Annotated in this window: 15 protein-coding genes; 7 read left to right on the forward strand and 8 right to left on the reverse strand. The window is 59.7% G+C overall.

Translation table 11 applies throughout. The features are described 5' to 3' along the window. Positions 1-126 precede the first annotated feature (126 nt). Together ASB65_RS08690 and ASB65_RS08695 are read left to right on the forward strand one after the other, a co-directional pair. Complete coding sequence (locus ASB65_RS08690; protein ID WP_060723686.1) at positions 127-3,321, forward strand: efflux RND transporter permease subunit; 3,195 nt, start codon at positions 127-129, stop codon at positions 3,319-3,321. Between the two features lie 292 nt (positions 3,322-3,613). Further along, positions 3,614-3,817: a hypothetical protein gene (locus tag ASB65_RS08695; RefSeq protein ID WP_060723687.1), complete on the forward strand. Its 204-nt coding sequence runs from the start codon at positions 3,614-3,616 to the stop codon at positions 3,815-3,817. Between the two features lie 25 nt (positions 3,818-3,842). Here ASB65_RS08695 and ASB65_RS08700 read toward each other — a convergent pair whose 3' ends face one another. Together ASB65_RS08700 and ASB65_RS08705 are read right to left on the reverse strand one after the other, a co-directional pair. Then, the gene (locus ASB65_RS08700; RefSeq protein ID WP_020810175.1) at positions 3,843-4,688 is read right to left on the reverse strand and encodes an endonuclease/exonuclease/phosphatase family protein; all 846 of its coding nucleotides are present in this window, start codon (positions 4,686-4,688) and stop codon (positions 3,843-3,845) included. Between the two features lie 49 nt (positions 4,689-4,737). Next, positions 4,738-6,198 (reverse strand): phospholipase D-like domain-containing protein, encoded by a 1,461-nt coding sequence (locus ASB65_RS08705; RefSeq protein ID WP_060723688.1) that lies wholly within the window; start codon positions 6,196-6,198, stop codon positions 4,738-4,740. Between the two features lie 224 nt (positions 6,199-6,422). Between ASB65_RS08705 and pdxY the strand changes: the two genes are divergently transcribed. Together pdxY and ASB65_RS08715 are read left to right on the forward strand one after the other, a co-directional pair. Then, complete coding sequence (gene pdxY, locus ASB65_RS08710; protein ID WP_003504045.1) at positions 6,423-7,298, forward strand: pyridoxal kinase PdxY; 876 nt, start codon at positions 6,423-6,425, stop codon at positions 7,296-7,298. A gap of 174 nt (positions 7,299-7,472) precedes the next feature. Further along, a complete protein-coding gene (locus tag ASB65_RS08715) occupies positions 7,473-8,114 on the forward strand; it encodes a carbonic anhydrase (RefSeq protein ID WP_003504043.1) in 642 nt (213 codons plus the stop codon). A gap of 196 nt (positions 8,115-8,310) precedes the next feature. Here the strand turns inward: ASB65_RS08715 and ASB65_RS08720 are convergent, their stop codons facing one another. The 3 genes from ASB65_RS08720 to ASB65_RS28495 form a co-directional block, all read right to left on the reverse strand. Continuing rightward, positions 8,311-9,126: a lytic murein transglycosylase gene (locus ASB65_RS08720; protein ID WP_003504041.1), complete on the reverse strand. Its 816-nt coding sequence runs from the start codon at positions 9,124-9,126 to the stop codon at positions 8,311-8,313. Between the two features lie 221 nt (positions 9,127-9,347). Further along, positions 9,348-10,382 (reverse strand): aspartate-semialdehyde dehydrogenase, encoded by a 1,035-nt coding sequence (locus ASB65_RS08725; protein ID WP_060723689.1) that lies wholly within the window; start codon positions 10,380-10,382, stop codon positions 9,348-9,350. Positions 10,383-10,492: 110 nt separating this feature from the next. Continuing rightward, positions 10,493-10,723 carry a hypothetical protein gene (locus tag ASB65_RS28495; RefSeq protein WP_003504036.1) on the reverse strand — a complete coding sequence of 77 codons (231 nt, stop codon included), beginning with the start codon at positions 10,721-10,723 and terminating at the stop codon, positions 10,493-10,495. A 167-nt stretch (positions 10,724-10,890) separates the two neighbouring features. Here ASB65_RS28495 and ASB65_RS08735 point away from each other — a divergent pair, with 167 nt between their 5' ends. The 3 genes from ASB65_RS08735 to ASB65_RS08745 all read left to right on the forward strand — a co-directional run bounded on the left by ASB65_RS08735 (position 10,891) and on the right by ASB65_RS08745 (position 15,999). Next, positions 10,891-12,774: an MFS transporter gene (locus ASB65_RS08735; protein ID WP_003504034.1), complete on the forward strand. Its 1,884-nt coding sequence runs from the start codon at positions 10,891-10,893 to the stop codon at positions 12,772-12,774. Between the two features lie 197 nt (positions 12,775-12,971). After that, positions 12,972-14,546 (forward strand): Re/Si-specific NAD(P)(+) transhydrogenase subunit alpha, encoded by a 1,575-nt coding sequence (locus ASB65_RS08740; protein ID WP_060723690.1) that lies wholly within the window; start codon positions 12,972-12,974, stop codon positions 14,544-14,546. 19 nt (positions 14,547-14,565) lie between these two features. After that, positions 14,566-15,999, forward strand: a complete 1,434-nt coding sequence (locus ASB65_RS08745; protein ID WP_060723691.1) for an NAD(P)(+) transhydrogenase (Re/Si-specific) subunit beta — start codon at positions 14,566-14,568, stop codon at positions 15,997-15,999. Positions 16,000-16,180: 181 nt separating this feature from the next. Here the strand turns inward: ASB65_RS08745 and rutF are convergent, their stop codons facing one another. From rutF to rutD, 3 genes are read right to left on the reverse strand one after another with little or no spacing between them, the layout of a single operon-like run. Further along, positions 16,181-16,705 (reverse strand): NADH-dependent FMN reductase RutF, encoded by a 525-nt coding sequence (rutF, locus tag ASB65_RS08750; protein ID WP_060723692.1) that lies wholly within the window; start codon positions 16,703-16,705, stop codon positions 16,181-16,183. Positions 16,706-16,731: 26 nt separating this feature from the next. Then, the gene (locus ASB65_RS08755; protein WP_060723693.1) at positions 16,732-17,322 is read right to left on the reverse strand and encodes a malonic semialdehyde reductase; all 591 of its coding nucleotides are present in this window, start codon (positions 17,320-17,322) and stop codon (positions 16,732-16,734) included. A 4-nt stretch (positions 17,323-17,326) separates the two neighbouring features. Next, the gene (rutD, locus tag ASB65_RS08760; protein WP_060723694.1) at positions 17,327-18,130 is read right to left on the reverse strand and encodes a pyrimidine utilization protein D; all 804 of its coding nucleotides are present in this window, start codon (positions 18,128-18,130) and stop codon (positions 17,327-17,329) included. Positions 18,131-18,144 lie beyond the last annotated feature (14 nt).

Here is an 18,144-nt window from a genome sequence, read left to right on the forward strand (position 1 = left end):
TTTTGATCAATAAGCGTCCCGCCCTCCCGCGAGACGCCCCTTCAGACAGAACCGGCCTTCACCGGCGGCAGAAAAGCCGCCGGAACGGCCTTTGCATTCCAAAATATACCCGGAGAGGGACTGGATATGAATATTTCCAGATTTTTTGTCGACAGGCCGGTATTCGCCGGCGTTCTGTCGATCCTGATTGTGGTGGCAGGCCTTCTTGGCATGCGCGCCCTGCCGATTTCCGAATATCCGGAAGTCGTTCCGCCATCCGTCGTCGTCCGCGCCACCTATCCGGGTGCGAACCCGGCCGTTATCGCTGAAACCGTTGCCACGCCGCTTGAAGAACAGATCAACGGTGTCGAAGGCATGCTCTATATGGGCAGTCAGGCGACATCCGACGGCGTGCTGACGTTGACCGTGACCTTCAAGCTCGGTACCGACCCCGACAAGGCGCAGCAGCTGGTGCAGAACCGCGTTTCGCAGGCCGAACCGCGCCTGCCGGCGGAAGTCCGCGCACTCGGCATCACGACGGTCAAGAGCTCACCCGACTTCATCATGGTCGTCAATCTGGTGTCGAAAACCGACGCCTATGACATCACCTACCTGCGTAACTACGCAACGCTGAACGTCAAGGATCGCCTCGCCCGCATCGAAGGCGTGGGCCAGGTGCAGGTCTTCGGCGCAGGTGACTATTCCATGCGCGTCTGGCTCGATCCGCAGAAGGTCGCCGAACACGATCTGGCTGCCAGCGACGTCTCCGACGCCATCCGCCAGCAGAACGTACAGGCGGCAGCCGGTGTCATCGGCGCTTCGCCGAGCCCCAACGGCGTCGACCTGCAGCTTAACGTCAATGCCCAGGGCCGTCTGACGACGCCGGAAGAATTCGGCAACATCATCGTCAAGAGCGGCGCCAACGGCGAAATCACCCGCCTGCGCGATGTCGCCCGCATTGAACTCGGTGCTGCCGATTACACGCTGCGCTCGCTGCTCGACGGTGAACCCGCCGTGGCTGTGGCAGTTCTCCAGGCTCCCGGCTCCAACGCCATCGAAATCGCCGACAATGTCCGCGCCACGATGGACAATCTGCAGCTGGCAATGCCTGACGGCGTGAAATACGAGATCGTCTACGACACGACGAAATTCGTGCGCTCGTCCATCGAAAAGGTCGTTGATACACTCCTCGAGGCCGTTGGCCTCGTGGTGCTTGTCGTCATCCTCTTCCTGCAGACATGGCGCGCATCGATCATTCCGCTGATCGCCGTTCCGGTCTCGATCATCGGCACCTTCGCCGTCATGTATGCTTTCGGGTTTTCCATCAACGCGCTAACGCTGTTCGGGCTGGTGCTCGCCATCGGCATCGTGGTGGATGACGCGATCGTGGTCGTCGAAAACGTCGAACGAAACATCGAAAACGGGCTCTCGCCGCGTGACGCCACCTACAAGGCGATGCGGGAAGTGTCCGGGCCGATCATCGCAATCGCGCTGGTTCTGGTCGCGGTCTTCGTGCCGCTTGCCTTCATCTCCGGCCTGTCCGGTCAGTTCTACCGGCAATTCGCGCTGACGATCGCCATCTCCACCGTCATTTCGGCGATCAATTCGCTGACGCTGTCACCCGCTCTCGCGGCACTGCTGCTCAAAGAGCACGGTGCACCGAAAGACTGGCTGACCCGCTTCATGGACCGGATTTTCGGCTGGTTCTTCCGCGGCTTCAACCGCGCCTTCGGCGCCGCCTCCAACGGCTACGGCAAGACCGTGGGCGGGCTGGTGACGCGCAAGAGCCTGGTGATGCTGGTCTATATGGCGCTGGTGGCTGCAACCTACGGCATGTTCACGACCGTTCCGAGCGGCTTCGTGCCGGCGCAGGACAAGCAGTACCTGATCGGCTTTGCCCAGCTTCCTGATGGCGCGACACTCGACCGGACGGAAAGCGTCATCAAGCGGATGAGCGATATCGCCATGGAAACGCCCGGCGTCAGCCACGCCATCGCCTTCCCGGGCCTGTCGATCAACGGCTTCACCATCGGCTCCAACTCCGGCATCGTCTTCGCGATTCTCGATGACTTCGAAAAGCGCAAGACGCCGGAACTGTCCGGCGGCGCCATCGCCATGCAGCTGAACCAGAAATATGCGGGCATTCAGGATGCCTTCATCGCCATGTTCCCGCCGCCGCCGGTCAACGGTCTCGGCCAGACGGGCGGCTTCAAGCTGCAGATCGAGGACCGCGCCGGTTACGGCTACCAGACGCTTGACGAAGCGGCGAAAGCCGTGATCGCCAAGGCATACCAGACGCCGGAGCTGGCAGGCATCTTCTCCAGCTTCCAGATCAACGTGCCGCAGCTCTTCGCCGATCTCGATCGCGCCAAGGCCGAGCAGCTGGGCGTTTCGGTCACCGACGTCTTCCAGACGCTGCAGATCTATCTGGGTTCGCTCTATGTCAACGACTTCAACGCCTTCGGGCGGACATATAGCGTGCGTGTGCAGGCCGATGCGCAGTTCCGCGCCCATGCGGAAGATATCGGCCGCCTGAAGGTTCGCTCCGCAACGGGTCAGATGATCCCGCTTTCGACGCTGCTGAAGGTGGATGCGACGACGGGACCGGAACGCACCAACCGCTATAACGGCTTCCTTGCAGCCGATATCAACGGCGGTCCGGCACCGGGCTATTCCTCTGGACAGGCGCAGGCAGCGATGGAAAAAATCCTCGCGGAAAACCTGCCGGCCGGGATTGACTACGAATGGACGGACCTGACCTACCAGCAGATCCTTGCCGGCAACTCCAGCATCGTCGTCTTCCCGCTGGCGCTGCTCTTGGTTTACCTCGTCCTGGCTGCGCAATATGAAAGCCTCACATTGCCGATCGCGATCATTCTGATCGTGCCACTCGGTGTGCTCGCGGCCCTGACCGGCGTCTGGCTGACGGGAGGGGATAACAACATCTTTACGCAGATCGGCCTTGTCGTCCTTGTGGGCTTGTCGGCGAAGAACGCGATCCTGATCGTGGAATTCGCCCGCGAGCTGGAATTCGAGGGACGAACGCCGCTTCAGGCGGCGGTCGAGGCAAGCCGGCTTCGTCTTCGCCCGATCCTGATGACCTCGCTCGCCTTCATCATGGGCGTGGTGCCGCTGGTCGTCTCCACCGGTGCAGGTGCGGAAATGCGCGCGGCCATGGGTGTCGCTGTCTTCTCCGGCATGATCGGCGTGACGTTCTTCGGCATCTTCATGACACCGGTCTTCTACGTGCTGGTGCGCAAGCTGTCGGGCAACCGCCCGCTCATCCAGCACAAGCAGGAAGAACCGGCCAATTCGGACTACAAGCTCGAAAAGGCCGGCTGAGACCATACTCCCATCCACCGCCACCTTCGACGCAAGCCCGCCGCGCATCCCCCCGGATGCGCGGCGTTTTTCATGGGCGGGAACGTCTATGCAACCATCCTGAAATAGAATCAGATTCAAATGCTTAAGTGGCAAATACGGCTATATTGCCCCGCTTTAAAACTGTCGAAAATCAATATAGAGCCATCACACGAAGAGAACTGCAAGAAACAGTGCTATTTTATGCTTTGTATTTTGTGGTAATTTCCAAGAACAGGGTGATTCGGACTAAATGATTTAGTTCAGGGGCTACATGATGGAGCAGGACTACGAAAGCTGGGCAACGACCGTTGCCTATTCGATAGTGATGCATGAAGGTCTGGATCTGGCGCTTTCCGCGCAGAACCTGGACAGGGGCAAGACCAAGAACAATCGCGAGCGGCTGATGGAGGCCATTCGAACATCGTTGCTTGAGGCACGTTTTCGCAGCCGTCTGACGGCAGCGCACCGGCTCTGAACGCTGCGCCTGATATCGCAGCGGCTTAGACCGGAAGCAGGTCGGTCCGAACCGCGGCCTTCAGCGGCAGATGGTCCGAGGCGATACGCGCCAGCGCGCTGTCATGCGCCTCCACCTGCTCGATCAGCCCTTTTCGATTGGCGATGATCCTGTCGAGCGCCAACACCGGCAGGTTGGACGGAAAACTCGGCACCGCCGGCGGCAGGGCGCCGAAAGCATCCCGGAACGTATTGAGCGACGAACCGTTGCCGAGACGCCATTCATTCAGGTCTCCCATGAGAATGGTCGCGCATTCGTTGCGCGCTTCCAGAAGGCCGATCAGCGCTTTCGCCTGCTGGGCGCGGGAATGTCGGAGAAGCCCGAAATGGGCGGCGATAACCCGCAACGTGCCGCCGCTTTTCAGATCCAGTTCCACGACAAGCGCGCCGCGCGGCTCCAGCCCCGGCAATTTCAGCGTATGCACATCCCTGACGGCGCCTTCCTTGAACAGGACGACATTGCCGTGCCAGCCATGGGCCTTCACACCGGCCAGCACCGGCACTGGGATGAGGCCGCTTTCCCGCTCCAGCCGGGCGAGATCAAGCAGGCCGGTGCGCTCGCCGAAACGGCTATCCGCCTCCTGAAGCGCGATGATGTCAGCACCGATTTCCTGAATGACGCGGCTGGTGCGATCGGGATCGAACTTGCGGTCACGGCCAACGCATTTATGCACATTGTAGGAGGCGATCACCGGAAAGGAGTGATCTTTCGTCGCCGGTGCCGCACTCTGCCGCTGACGGCGGTCGCGCAGCGACTGCATGACGAAAGCGGACAGGCTGGTGTTTTTCGTCAAAGCCGTTTTTTCATCCTCCAGCAAACCGTTTTTTTTCACGCGTTTATGCCTCCGGTCTCGCGCTGCGCCCTGTCGGACGCACCGCACTCTAAAGATAAGGCGAAGCGAGCCACAGGACACGCTCCACAAAACGGACAACGAATGGCCGCGCATTCAGTTCGCTGAGCCGCACGGGCAAGGCGGTCGCACGTGCATCCCGGATGCGCTCCCCGATCGTTGCTGCGAATTCCTCATCCATAACTTCGAGATCGATCTCAAAGTTCAACCGCAAAGAACGCGGATCGAGATTGGAAGAACCGATGTAGCTCCAGCGCCCGTCGATCACCAGAAGCTTGGAATGGTTGAAAGCCCCCGTCGCCCGCCAGATGCGGCAATAATTCTTCAGCATCTGGTCGAATTGCGCCGTCATCGCCCTGTCCACAAGCACCAGATTGTTGCTTTTCGGCACGATGATATCCACCACGACCCCCCGCCTTGCTGCGGTAATGAGCGCCGAAATAAGCTCCCGATCGGGGAGAAAATAGGGCGACATGATGAGAATGGAGGAACGGGCGACGGAAAATGCCCCCATCAGCATCTTGTGACTGGTCTCGATGCTCTTGTCCGGCCCCGAGGAGCAGACGCGGGCGGCGATCTGCGAGCCCGGCACGCCGTCGGGAATGGCGATATCCCAGACCGGCGCATCCAGAAGCTCCTTTGTCGTAAAGCGCCAGTCCTCCGCCGCGATGGAGAAAAAATCCGATACCACCGGTCCGGTGATCTTGAAATGCGTGTCGTGCGACTGGCTTTCGCCGCCAAATTCCAGCGTGAACCCCTCCCGGATATTCATGCCGCCACTAAATGCAATGCGCCCGTCCACCACGAGGATCTTGCGGTGGGTGCGCAGATTGGCATAGGGCAGCCGCAGCCCCATGATGACATTGCCGTTGAAGACATCGCAGACGATGCCCTTTTCCCTGAGCGTCGGCAGGATGCTCGGCACGGAATAACGCGCGCCCACCGCATCCACCAGCACACGCACCTCCACGCCGCGAAACTTCGCCCTTTCGAGCGCCGCGACAAAACGGGCGCCGATCCGGTCATTGTCGAAAATATATGTTTCGAGAATGATCGACCGCTTCGCCTCCCCGATCGCCTCCAGCATGGCGGCATAGGCCGCGTCTCCGGTCACAAGCGGCTCGATACCATTGCCTGTCGTCAACGCATGGCGCGTCACCCGGTCGCCCAGCGTCTTCATAGCCTCGAAACGCCGTCCGAAGCGCGCGGCGATCATGTCCCCGCTCGCATCCAGACGCGCCACGCGATCCATGATCTCGTCCAGCATGAAGGACCGCTTCTGCGTGATATTGGACCGGCGGATGCGGTTGATGCCGGCAATCGCATAGATGACCGCACCGACGATGGGCGACAGCACGATAACACCGACCCAGCCAAGCGCGGAGCGGACCTCCTCCTTCGTCATCGTGGCATGCACGGCCGCCACGGTTCCCATCAAAATCGAGAGAACGGCAAGGATATGCGGCCAATAGGCAATGACGAGATCAAGCATGGTACAACTATAGAGTACTTCGGCAATCCCGCAATGACACGCAGGAAACGCTGGCAGAGACAAAGAACCTGACCGCGCCATGCTTTTGCGGGACAGACCCTTGCGGGATTAACAGTGGAAACCGGCCTTGCGATATGTCATGAGAGCGCATCTTGATCTTTGGCAGTGGCAGGGCGAGGTGCACTTGCGGGCTTTCTGCCTCGTTTGAAAGCAAGAAGGCCGTGATGCAGGAAAATACACAGGGCGCTGTCATCGTCATTTCCAGCCATGTCATGCGTGGCTCCGTCGGCAACCGCGCGGCGGTCTTTGCGCTTGAGACGCTGGGTTATCCTGTCTGGGCGGTGCCCACCATCGTCATGCCCTGGCATCCCGGCCACGGCCCGTCCACCCGCATGCGCTTTCAGGACGACGATTTCGACAAGGCAATGACCGACCTCGAAAACGCCAAATGGATCGGCGAGGTCAAGGCTGTCCTGACCGGTTATTTCGGCAGCGCGGCGCAGGTGCGCTCCGTCGCAAGGCTGATCCGCAATCTGAAGGAAAAGAACCCGTCGCTGATTTATGCCTGTGACCCGGTCATGGGCGATCTGGGCGGGCTTTACATTCCCCTTGAGACTGCCGAAGCCATCCGTGATCACCTCATCCCGCTTGCCACGGTCGCCACGCCAAACCGTTATGAACTGGCCTGGATGAGCGGCGCCGAGCTTGAGACCAACAATGCCATCATGGATGCCGCACTTTCCCTCGGCCCGCCGAAAATGCTGGTCACCTCAGCCGTGCCGATGATGACGGGCGGCACCGGCAACCTCTACCTCAGCGGCCGCCACGCACTGCTTGCCGAACATCGCGCCATCGAAAATGCGCCGAACGGTCTCGGCGACCTGATGTCGGCGCTGTTCCTCGCCCGCCTGCTGGAAGGTCTCGATGATGAAAAGGCGCTGCAGCTGGCAACCGCCAGCGTCTTCGAAATTCTGGCCCGCACCAAAAAACGCGACATGAACGAACTGACGCTGGAGACCGACTCTTCAAGTCTCTCCACACCCATGGCCATGGTGCAGATGCGTCATCTCTTGCATCCTTCGCGCAGCAAGCGCAAATAGCGACTAGAGCATTTCCAGGAAAAGTGGCCCCCGGTTTTCCGGCTGGAAATGCGGAAACAAGGAGTTGGAGCGGCTTCGCGGTTCGAAGAAAAGCGAAAATGCTCCAAAGGATTGGTCTTCAACGCACCGAGTTCTTCTCTTGATCTTGGTCCAAGCACAACGGTACTGCGATAGATGAAAGATTTTCCGGAAAACCTTCTCAACGGCTACAAGAACTTCATGAGCGGTCGTTATGTCGACGAACGCGAAAGATATCGCGTTCTGGCCGAGACCGGACAGAAACCGCAGACCCTGTTCATTGCCTGTTGTGACTCCCGTTCGGCGCCGGAAACCATTTTCGACTGCGGACCGGGAGAGCTTTTCGTCATGCGGAACGTCGCCAACATGGTGCCGCCCTACGAGCCGGATGGACAGTACCACGCCACCTCCGCCGCCATCGAATATGCCGTGCAGGTTCTGAAGGTGAAGGACATCGTCGTCATGGGCCACGGCCGCTGCGGCGGCATTCAGGCAGCACTCGATCCCAATCTCGAGCCGCTGTCACCCGGCGATTTCATCGGTAAATGGATGAACATGGTCAAGTCGGCGGCCGAACAGATCCAGAGCAACGACATCATGACCGCCTCCGAGCGCCAGACGGCGCTGGAGCGCGTTTCCATCCGCAACTCCATCGCCAATCTGCGCGGCTTCCCCTTCGTCAAGGCGCAGGAAACCGCCGGCAAGGTGAAGCTGCACGGCGCATGGTTCGATATTTCGACCGGAGAATTGTGGGTGATGGACAGCAAAACGGGCGACTTTCGCCGCCCGGACCTGTGATTGAAGCGGATTGAGAGAGCGAGACGTCCTGGGTGGCCATTAATCTGCCCGGCAATCAAACCTCTCCTTCGTGATCCTCGGGCTTGACCCGAGGATCACGTCGGTTATGCGGGAAGCCTCTGTCGGACGCTACGTCGCTGGATGCCGGATCAAGTCCGGCATGACGAAAGCGAAATTTTAGTCCGCAGAAACAGCCTTATTGGCCGTCGATCGCCTTGCCGATGAACGCAATGGCCTGCTGGTAGACGCTTGCAGCGTTCCAGCCCTGAATGGCGGCATAGTTCGCCTGACCCTGCTGATAGCCCGCACCACGCTGCCAGCCATGGCCGACGAGGAAGTTCGCGGTGGAAGCCAGCGCATCGGCGCGCGAGCCGACGAGATCGATACGGCCGTCGCGGTCGAAATCCACGCCATAGCGCACGACGTTCAGCGGCAGGAACTGCGTCTGGCCGATTTCACCATGGGCAGCGCCCTTGGCGTTGACGTTCAGCGAACCGCTGCCAACGAGCTTAAGGGCCGCATAGAGCTGCTCGGTGAAATAATCCGAACGGCGGCAGTCGAAGGAAAGCGTCGCAACGGCGGAAAGCGTATGCTGGTTGCCCATGAAGCCGCCAAAACCGGTTTCCATGCCCCAGATGGCGAGCAGCGGACCAGCCGGCACGCCATAAGCGCGTTCGATGGACGCAAACAGAGCTGCATTGTTCTTCTTCATGGTCTTGCCGCGTGAAATGATCGTCTGACCACCGCGCTTCTGCATGAACTGTTCGAAGGACAGCTTGAAGCTGTGCTGACCGCGATCGGCGCGGATCGTCGCCTGGTTGTAGGAGACGCCGGAGAAGGCACGGTCAAGCACCGAGGCGCTGACGCCGCGGCCCGCTGCTTCCTGCTTGAAGGCGCCGACCCAGGCATCAAAGCCCGCCGAGGTGTTGCTGCATTGCGCAGCCATAACCGGCGTCGCTGCCAGAACCGAAACCATGGCCACACCAGCCAGAATTACCTTCATTGCCCGCATCAAAATCTGCCTTCGATATCCTTTGGGGAATTTTTCCCGAGAACCAAACCGTCAATACTGTATGATTCAGGTGCCAAAACTGTCTTTTGGCGGCCTAAATTGCCTTTCGACAGCAAGGCCTGCAAATAAACTGGCCGTGATCTCGCCAATTATAAAACCCGCCTGCCCCACACAGAACAGACGGGTTATACTTAACGAACCTTAAAAAATCGTATCGTAGATCAGGCAGCCGCCTTGCGGGGCTTGATGAGACCACGATTGACCAGGAGTTCGGCGATCTGGATGGCATTGAGGGCAGCGCCCTTGCGCAGATTGTCCGAAACAACCCAGATGTTGAGGCCGTTTTCAACCGTCGCATCTTCGCGGATACGCGAAATATAGGTCGCATCCTCGCCAGCGGATTCAACCGGCGTGATGTAGCCGCCATCTTCATGCTTGTCGATGACGAGGCAACCCGGCGCTTCGCGCAGGATGTCACGCGCCTGATCGGCGGTGATCTCGTTTTCGAACTCGATGTTGACCGATTCCGAATGACCGATGAAGACCGGAACGCGCACAGCCGTGCAGGTTACCTTGATCTTCGGATCGAGCATCTTCTTGGTTTCCGCCAGAACCTTCCACTCTTCCTTGGTATAGCCGTCTTCCATGAAGACATCGATATGCGGAATGACGTTGAAGGCGATACGCTTGGTGAACTTCTTGGTTTCGACCGGATCGGCCACGAAGACGGCGCGGGTCTGCTGGAACAGCTCGTCCATGCCTTCCTTGCCGGCGCCGGAAACGGACTGGTAGGGGGAGACAACGACGCGCTTGATCTTGGCGAAGTCATGCAGCGGCTTCAGCGCGACGACGAGCTGTGCCGTGGAGCAATTCGGGTTGGCGATGATGTTCTTCTTGGTGAAGCCCGCAACCGCATCGGCATTGACTTCCGGAACGATCAGCGGAACGTCCTGATCGTAGCGCCATGCGGACGAGTTATCGATGACGACGCAGCCCTGCTGGCCGATCTTCGGCGACCACTTCTTGGACACATCACCGCCGGCAGACATCAGGCAAATATCGGTATCGGAAAAATCGTAGTTTTCGAGGTTCGAGACCTTCAGCGTGCGATCGCCATAGGAGACTTCCGTGCCCTGCGAACGGGCGGAAGCAAGAGGCACGACTTCATCGGCGGGAAAACCGCGTTCGGCCAGGATATTGAGCATTTCGCGACCGACGTTGCCGGTGGCGCCTGCAATTGCAACTTTGAAACCCATGATCAAGCTCTCTTTCTGTCTCTCCTCTTTTTGGTGAGGTGGGAACCCGCATTAGATCGCGGCTTCCACGATCCCCGGCCAAACCGGGGAGAGAGCGGTGGCCAGAGACGTCAGACGGTTTTAATCGTCGTTTTGGCCGTAATTCGGATAGAATAAGAAAGGCGCGGATCATCGCCGGCGGATTGTGCCGGTCCTTCCATGACGAACATGTCTGCAACATGCATGCGCAAGGTGATGCTCCTTCTTCGCCAGAAGCTATTAGAAGGTTTCTTGTTTGTGTCAAGAAAAAAGGCGCGTTTCAGGCCATCCGGTGCGGGCAGGCCAAAACCGCCCTGCGACATTTTTGCACATTATACATTAGACTAAAGTCATAATCCGAAAGCATCGCTCTTATTGGGGTTAATTTTCTGTCACTCTGACATCACGCGCATTGCAGCCGCAAGGTTTGCCCGGAGGAGAGAGATGGGCTCCGCAATGCGCCGATTGGGACATCTGTGGAGGACAGACAATGGCAAATGTTGCAGCCGTAAGCGGCGCAGCCCGTCCGATGACGGGTGAAGAGAAGAAGGTGATTTTCGCCTCTTCTCTCGGAACGGTCTTCGAATGGTATGACTTCTATCTATACGGCTCGCTCGCGATCTATATCGGTGCGAACTTCTTCAGCCAATATCCGGAAACGACACGCAACATCTTTGCGCTTCTGGCCTTTGCCGCCGGCTTCCTCGTGCGCCCCTTCGGTGCACTGGTGTTCGGCCGCTTGGGCGACATTGTCGGCCGTAAATATACCTTTCTCGTCACGATCCTGATCATGGGCGTTTCGACCTTCCTCGTCGGTGTGCTGCCCAGCGCATCGCAGATCGGCATCGCCGCTCCGATCATCCTGATCGCTCTGCGCATGCTGCAGGGTCTGGCACTTGGCGGTGAATATGGCGGTGCGGCGACCTACGTGGCCGAACACGCGCCCAACGGCCGCAGGGGCTATTACACCTCGTGGATCCAGACGACGGCGACGCTCGGCCTGTTCCTCTCGCTGGTGGTCATCCTCGGTGTGCAGTTCGCACTCGGCAAGGAAGCCTTCGCCGCCTGGGGCTGGCGCATTCCCTTCCTCGTTTCCGTTCTGCTGCTCGGCGTATCCGTCTGGATCCGTCTGAAAATGAACGAATCCCCCGCCTTCAAGAAGATGAAGGAAGAGGGCAAGACCTCCAAGGCCCCGCTCAGCGAAGCCTTCGGCCAGTGGAAAAACGCCAAGATCGCCCTGCTTGCCCTCGTCGGCGCCGTCATTGGCCAGGCCGTCGTCTGGTACACCGGCCAGTTCTACGCGCTGTTCTTCCTGCAGAGCATTCTGAAGGTGGACGGGCAATCGGCCAACATCATGGTCGCGGCAGCGCTCATCCTCGGCACCAGCTTCTTCGTGATCTTCGGCTGGCTTTCCGACAAGATCGGCCGCAAGCCGATCATCATGGCCGGTCTCGTTCTCGCAATGCTGACCTACTTCCCGCTGTTCAAGGCGCTCACCTGGGCTGGCAACCCGGCACTTGCGCAAGCGCAGGCCAGCGTTCGCGCCACCGTGACCGCAGCTCCGGGCGACTGCAAATTCCAGTTCAATCCGACAGGCACGGCGAAATTCACCACATCCTGCGATATCGCCACCTCGTTCCTGACGCGCAACTCCGTTCCCTATGACGTCGTTGCGGGAGCGGCCGGCGAACCGGCGAGCGTCAAGATCGGCGACGCCACCATCGCCAGCTACGACGCCATCGCAGCCGGCGCGGATGCATCTGCAAAGGACAAGGCCTTCCAGAAGCAGGTCAACACCGCGTTGCACAACGGCGGCTACCCGCTGGTGCGCGGTGCGGCACAGGTGCCGGATGCGAAACTGGACGCCTTCATCGCAGCCAACCCGGAACTCAACCTCAATGCGGTAGCCGTTCGTGCCGCCGACAAGAAGATGGTCGCAACCGACAAGCTGGTGGCGGACAAGCTGCTGACGCCGGCCGAGACCGCCGGAGCGACTGAGATGGCCGTCTACACCATTGCCGGCGGCGGCGCCTTCGCCATGGTGGCCGATCCGGCCGCCGTGAACTGGGTCGTCATCATCGCGGTCCTGACCGTGCTCGTCATCTATGTGACGATGGTCTATGGCCCGATCGCGGCCCTGCTGGTCGAACTGTTCCCGACCCGCATCCGCTACTCCGGCATGTCGCTGCCCTATCACATCGGCAACGGCTGGTTTGGCGGCCTTCTGCCTGCCACCGCCTTCGCGATGAGCGCGGCGAAAGGCGACATCTATTACGGCCTCTGGTATCCGATCGTTTTCGCAGGCATCACGCTCGTCGTCGGCCTGCTGTTCCTGCCGGAAACCAAGGATCGCGACATCCACACCATGGATTGAGCGACAACCTGAAGGACATTTTCGGAACCCGGCGCGCAGGCGCCGGGTTTTTTTATTGCGCCACGGGCCAGCATATCGAACGAGCCTGTCGCAGGGGGCTGTCATTCCGTCGCAGGCAAGACAAAATCAATATGGAGACAAAGCCCCCCTGAATGGGTTATGACCCCCCTGTATTTTCAGGCAGAGGGAGAGCCATTTTGAAGATCGGGACGCCTAAGGAATTATATGAGGGCGAAGCGCGCGTCGGCATGACGCCCGACAGCGCCCAGGCATTGCAGAAACTCGGATATGATTGCATCCTCGAAACCGGTGCAGGCAAGGCGGCGGGATTTTCCGACGACGCCTATCGCGCAGCCGGTGTCACCATCGTCGATAGCGCCGAAGCGCTTTACGCCGGCGCTGATATCATCGCCAAGGTTCGCCCGCCGGAAACGTCGGAGATTGATCGCCTGTCTTCGGACAAGACGCTGATCTCGTTCTTCTATCCCGCCCAGAACAAGGACCTTCTGGAGCAGGCCAAGGAAAAGGGCGCAAATGTCATCGCCATGGACATGGTGCCGCGCATTTCCCGCGCCCAGAAGATGGACGCGCTGTCCTCCATGGCCAACATCGCCGGTTATCGCGCCGTCATCGAGGCGGGCAATAATTTCGGCCGCTTCTTCACCGGTCAGGTGACCGCCGCCGGCAAGGTGCCGCCCGCCAAGGTTCTGGTCATCGGTGCAGGTGTGGCCGGTCTCGCCGCGATCGGCACGGCCACCTCGCTCGGCGCCATCACCTATGCCTTCGACGTGCGCCCGGAAGTAGCCGAACAGATCGAAAGCATGGGCGCTGAATTCGTCTATCTCGATTTCGCCGAACAGAGCCAGGATGGTGCCGCCACCGGCGGTTATGCCGCCCCCTCCTCGCCGGAATTCCGCGAGAAGCAGCTCGAAAAGTTCCGCGAACTCGCTCCGCAGATCGATATCGTCATCACCACCGCGCTCATTCCGGGCCGCGACGCCCCGAAGCTGTGGCTGGCCGACATGGTGGCGGCAATGAAGCCGGGTTCGGTCATCATCGACCTTGCTGCCGAGCGCGGCGGCAATTGCGACCTGACGGTTCCCGACCAGCGCGTCGTTTCCGACAACGGTGTCATCGTCATCGGCTACACGGATTTCCCGAGCCGCATGGCGACGCAGGCCTCGACGCTCTATTCCACCAACATCCGTCACATGATGACCGACCTGACGCCCGCAAAGGACGGCAAGCCGGTTCACAACATGGAAGACGACGTCATCCGCGGCGCGACCGTCACCTATCAGGGCGAGATCACTTTCCCGCCGCCGCCGCCGAAGATCCAGGCCATCGCCGCGCAGAAACCCAAGGAACGAGCAAAAGAGCTTACGCCTGAGGAAAAGCACGCCAAGGAACGGGCCGAGTTCAAGGCGCAGACGAAAAGCCAAGTCGGTCTGCTCGTCATCGGTACGGCGGCCCTGCTTCTCGTCGGCCTTTACGCGCCGGCAAGCTTCATGAGCCATTTCATCGTCTTCGTGCTCGCCTGCTTTATCGGCTTCTCCGTCATCTGGAATGTCAGCCACTCGCTGCACACGCCGCTGATGGCGGTGACGAACGCGATTTCCGGCATCGTCATTATCGGCGCGCTGCTGCAGATCGGTTCCGGCAACTGGCTGGTGGTGCTCCTCGCCTCACTTTCCGTCCTGATCGCGACGATCAACATCGTCGGCGGTTTCCTTGTGACACGGCGCATGCTCGCCATGTTCCAGAAGTCCTGAGCCGTGTAGGGGACACATAATGACCATTGGTATCGTTTCCGCGGCCTATGTTGCCGCAGCCGTTCTATTCATCCTCTCCCTCGGTGGTCTTTCCGGGCAGGAAAGCGCCAAGCGCGCCGTCTGGTACGGCATAACAGGCATGGGTCTTGCCATTGTCGCCACGGTCTTCGGACCTGATGTCGGCAACTGGTTCATCGTACTTCTGATGCTGGCGGGTGGCGCCGTTCTCGGCTACTTCGTCGCAAACCGCGTGCAGATGACCGAGATGCCGCAGCTTGTTGCAGCACTTCACTCCTTTGTCGGTCTGGCCGCCGTCTTCATCGGCTTCAACGCCCATATCGAGGAAGCGCATGTCGCTTCGCTCGATGAGACGGCGCGTTCGTTGCTAACAGGCTTTTCCGCCCTCCTCGCCCACAAGACGCCGGTAGAACTGGCAATCATGAAGGTCGAGGTCTTCCTCGGCGTCTTCATCGGCGCTGTCACCTTCACCGGTTCGGTCGTCGCCTTCGGCAAGCTGGCCGGCAAGGTGGATGGCAAGGCTAAGAAGCTGCCGGGCGGACATGTCCTCAATGCAAGCGCTGCGATCCTGTCGCTCGTGCTGCTCCTCATGTATTGCAACGGCGCCGGCGCTTGGACGCTGGTGCTGATGACGCTTGCCGCCTTCTTCATCGGCTATCACCTGATCATGGGCATCGGCGGCGCCGACATGCCTGTCGTCGTCTCGATGCTGAACAGCTATTCCGGCTGGGCGGCAGCGGCCATCGGCTTCACGCTCGGCAACGATCTCCTGATCGTGACAGGTGCGCTGGTCGGCTCCTCGGGTGCGATCCTGTCCTACATCATGTGCAAGGCGATGAACCGCTCCTTCATCTCGGTCATCCTCGGCGGCTTCGGCGGCACGACGGGTCCGGCGATGGAAATCGATGGCGAACAGGTAGCAATCGACGCCGAAGGCGTTGCTTCGGCGCTGAACGATGCCGACAGCGTTATCATCGTGCCCGGTTACGGCATGGCGGTGGCACAGGCACAAAGCGCGGTGTCCGAACTGACCCGCAAGCTGCGTGCTGACGGCAAGACCGTGCGTTTCGCCATCCACCCGGTGGCAGGCCGCCTTCCCGGCCACATGAACGTGCTGCTCGCCGAAGCAAAGGTGCCTTACGACATCGTGCTGGAAATGGACGAGATCAACGACGACTTCCCCAATACCGACGTCGTCATCGTCATCGGCTCCAACGACATCGTCAACCCGGCCGCACAGGACGATCCGAACTCGCCCATCGCCGGCATGCCGGTTCTGGAAGTGTGGAAGTCCAAGCTGGTCATCGTCTCCAAGCGCGGCCAGGGCACGGGTTATTCCGGCATCGAGAACCCGCTGTTCTACAAGGACAATACCCGCATGTTCTACGGTGACGCCAAGAAGTCGATCAACGAACTTCTGCCGCTCATCAAGTAATGAAAAGGGCGTTTCCGGGAGACCGGAAACGCCCTTTTGATTTTCTGAGAACGCATTCCACCTTGACGTCATCCTCGGGCTTGACCCGAGGATCCATCGCGCGTCGGGTTGTGGATCCTCGGGTCAAGCCCGAGGATGACGACGGTGAGGTTCGAGCTTGTGTTCAGCCAAAACGGTCGCCTCAAAGCACCCGATAACGCCGGTTGAAATACATCAGTGCCTCATCACCCGCATTGATCTTCATATCGACGACATCACAGATCAGAATATCGTGCGTGCCGCCATCATGTGCTTCGCGGATGCGGCAATCGAAAGAGACCAGAGCGTCTTCCAGAACCGGAGCGCCTGTTTCAAGCACGCCCCAGCGCCCGGCGGCGAAACGTTCCTCCACTGGCGTCTTGCCGCCAAACAGGGTGCTCAGCGCCTCGTGCTTTGAGGCAAGCGTGTTGACGCAGATGACGCCGTTGCTCTTCACCACCTTGTAGGCGGAAGCATTGCGATTGAGGCAGACGAGCAAGGTAGGCGGATTGTCGGAAACGCTGCAAACCGCCGTCGCTGCAAAACCCGCACGTCCAGCCACACCATCAGTGGTGACAATGTTGACCGCCGCACCAAGCCGCGCCATGGCGTTTCTGTATTCGAGGCTGCGCTGCTCAGCAGTCTTCGTCTCCATTTCCGCTTCCTTTTCAAGAGACATCATCCGCATCTAACCCATCCTTCCTTAACAGGCCATCAAGCCAGTACACAGGCGTCTTCAAAGCCAAGGCGTGGCAGGCGGCCAAAGAGCTTGGACGGATCGCCGTAGCCGAGATTGATCAGGAAATTGGACTTCCACGTCGTGCCCGCGAAAAACGCCGCATCCACCTTGCCTTTGTCAAAACCGGACATCGCCCCGGTATCCAGTCCCAACGAGCGGGCCGCAATAATGAGATAACCCGCCTGCAAAGTGGCATTGCGGAAGGCCGTTTCCTCGGCGACAGCAGGGCTAGAGGTAAACCACGAACGCGCGTCAGCATGTGGAAACAGCACCGGCAGTTTCTCGTAAAATTCGCGGTCGATAGCAGCGATCACCGTCACCGGTGCAGCCATGGTCTTTTCGAGATTGCCCGAAGAAAGTGCCGGCCTCAGCCTTTCCTTAGCTTCCGGGCTGCGCACGAACACGAAACGCGCTGGCGAGCAATTGGCCGAGGTCGGCCCCATCTTCGTCAGATCGTAAAGTGCTCTCAGTGTCTCGTCGCCGACCGGCTTGTCAGCCCAGCCATTATGGGTGCGTGCCGCGGTGAAAAGTGCTGCAAGTGCCTTGTCGTCGAGTGCTGTCGTCATTGTCTTAAAAATCCTGTCCGAATGGCCGTGTTGCCGGCAGCAGAAACCGCAAAAGCCGCGTGTTGAAAAGGTCAGTCTCGGTGAGATTGACCGCATGCGCCCCGAAATCGAGAAGGCAAAGTTCACTTTGCGGCAAACTCTCCACAAGACGCAGCGACCGTGTATAGGGCACCAGAAGATCGTCCTTGGTTGCCACCACCAGCACCGGATTGTCGATATCACCGAGGCGGGCATCGACGTCGAAGGCCCGGAGTGCTGCGATACGGCGAAGCACATTCGCCTTGCCCTGAAAATGTGCGACACCATGCGCGTCGTCCCGCGCCAGCCGCTCCTGATGGTCCGACATCCACGCCGCCGGATAAAGAAACAGCGGCTGGGCCTTCACGAAAGCCTCAACGCCGGATTTTTCCAGAAGCTCGATCCGCACATCGAAGCAGCGCCCGGAATGCGGATCGGCCTTGCTCCAAGCGTTGATAAGTACAAGCCTGTCGATGAGGCCGGGCTGGCGCAGCGCGATATCGAGGCCGATCAGACCGCCAAGCGCGTGGCCCATGAAGTGAAATTTTTCGAGGTTCAGAGCCGAGACGATCTCCAGAACATCATCCGCCATGGCCGATATGCCGCCATCCACCGGCACCTCGCCGCCGGTCCTGCCGGTTCCGCGATGGTCATAGGTGACGATCCGGAAATGATCGGAAAGGGCTTCGATCTGCGGCGCCCAATAGGTGCCCGATCCGCCCAGTCCCGATGACAGCAGGATGGTGGGCGCCACAGGATCGGTGCGGCCATGAACCTCGAAATGCATCATCTTGCCGCTTCGCC

The sequence above is a fragment of the Agrobacterium tumefaciens str. B6 genome, assembly GCF_001541315.1.
Lineage (GTDB): Bacteria > Pseudomonadota > Alphaproteobacteria > Rhizobiales > Rhizobiaceae > Agrobacterium > Agrobacterium radiobacter.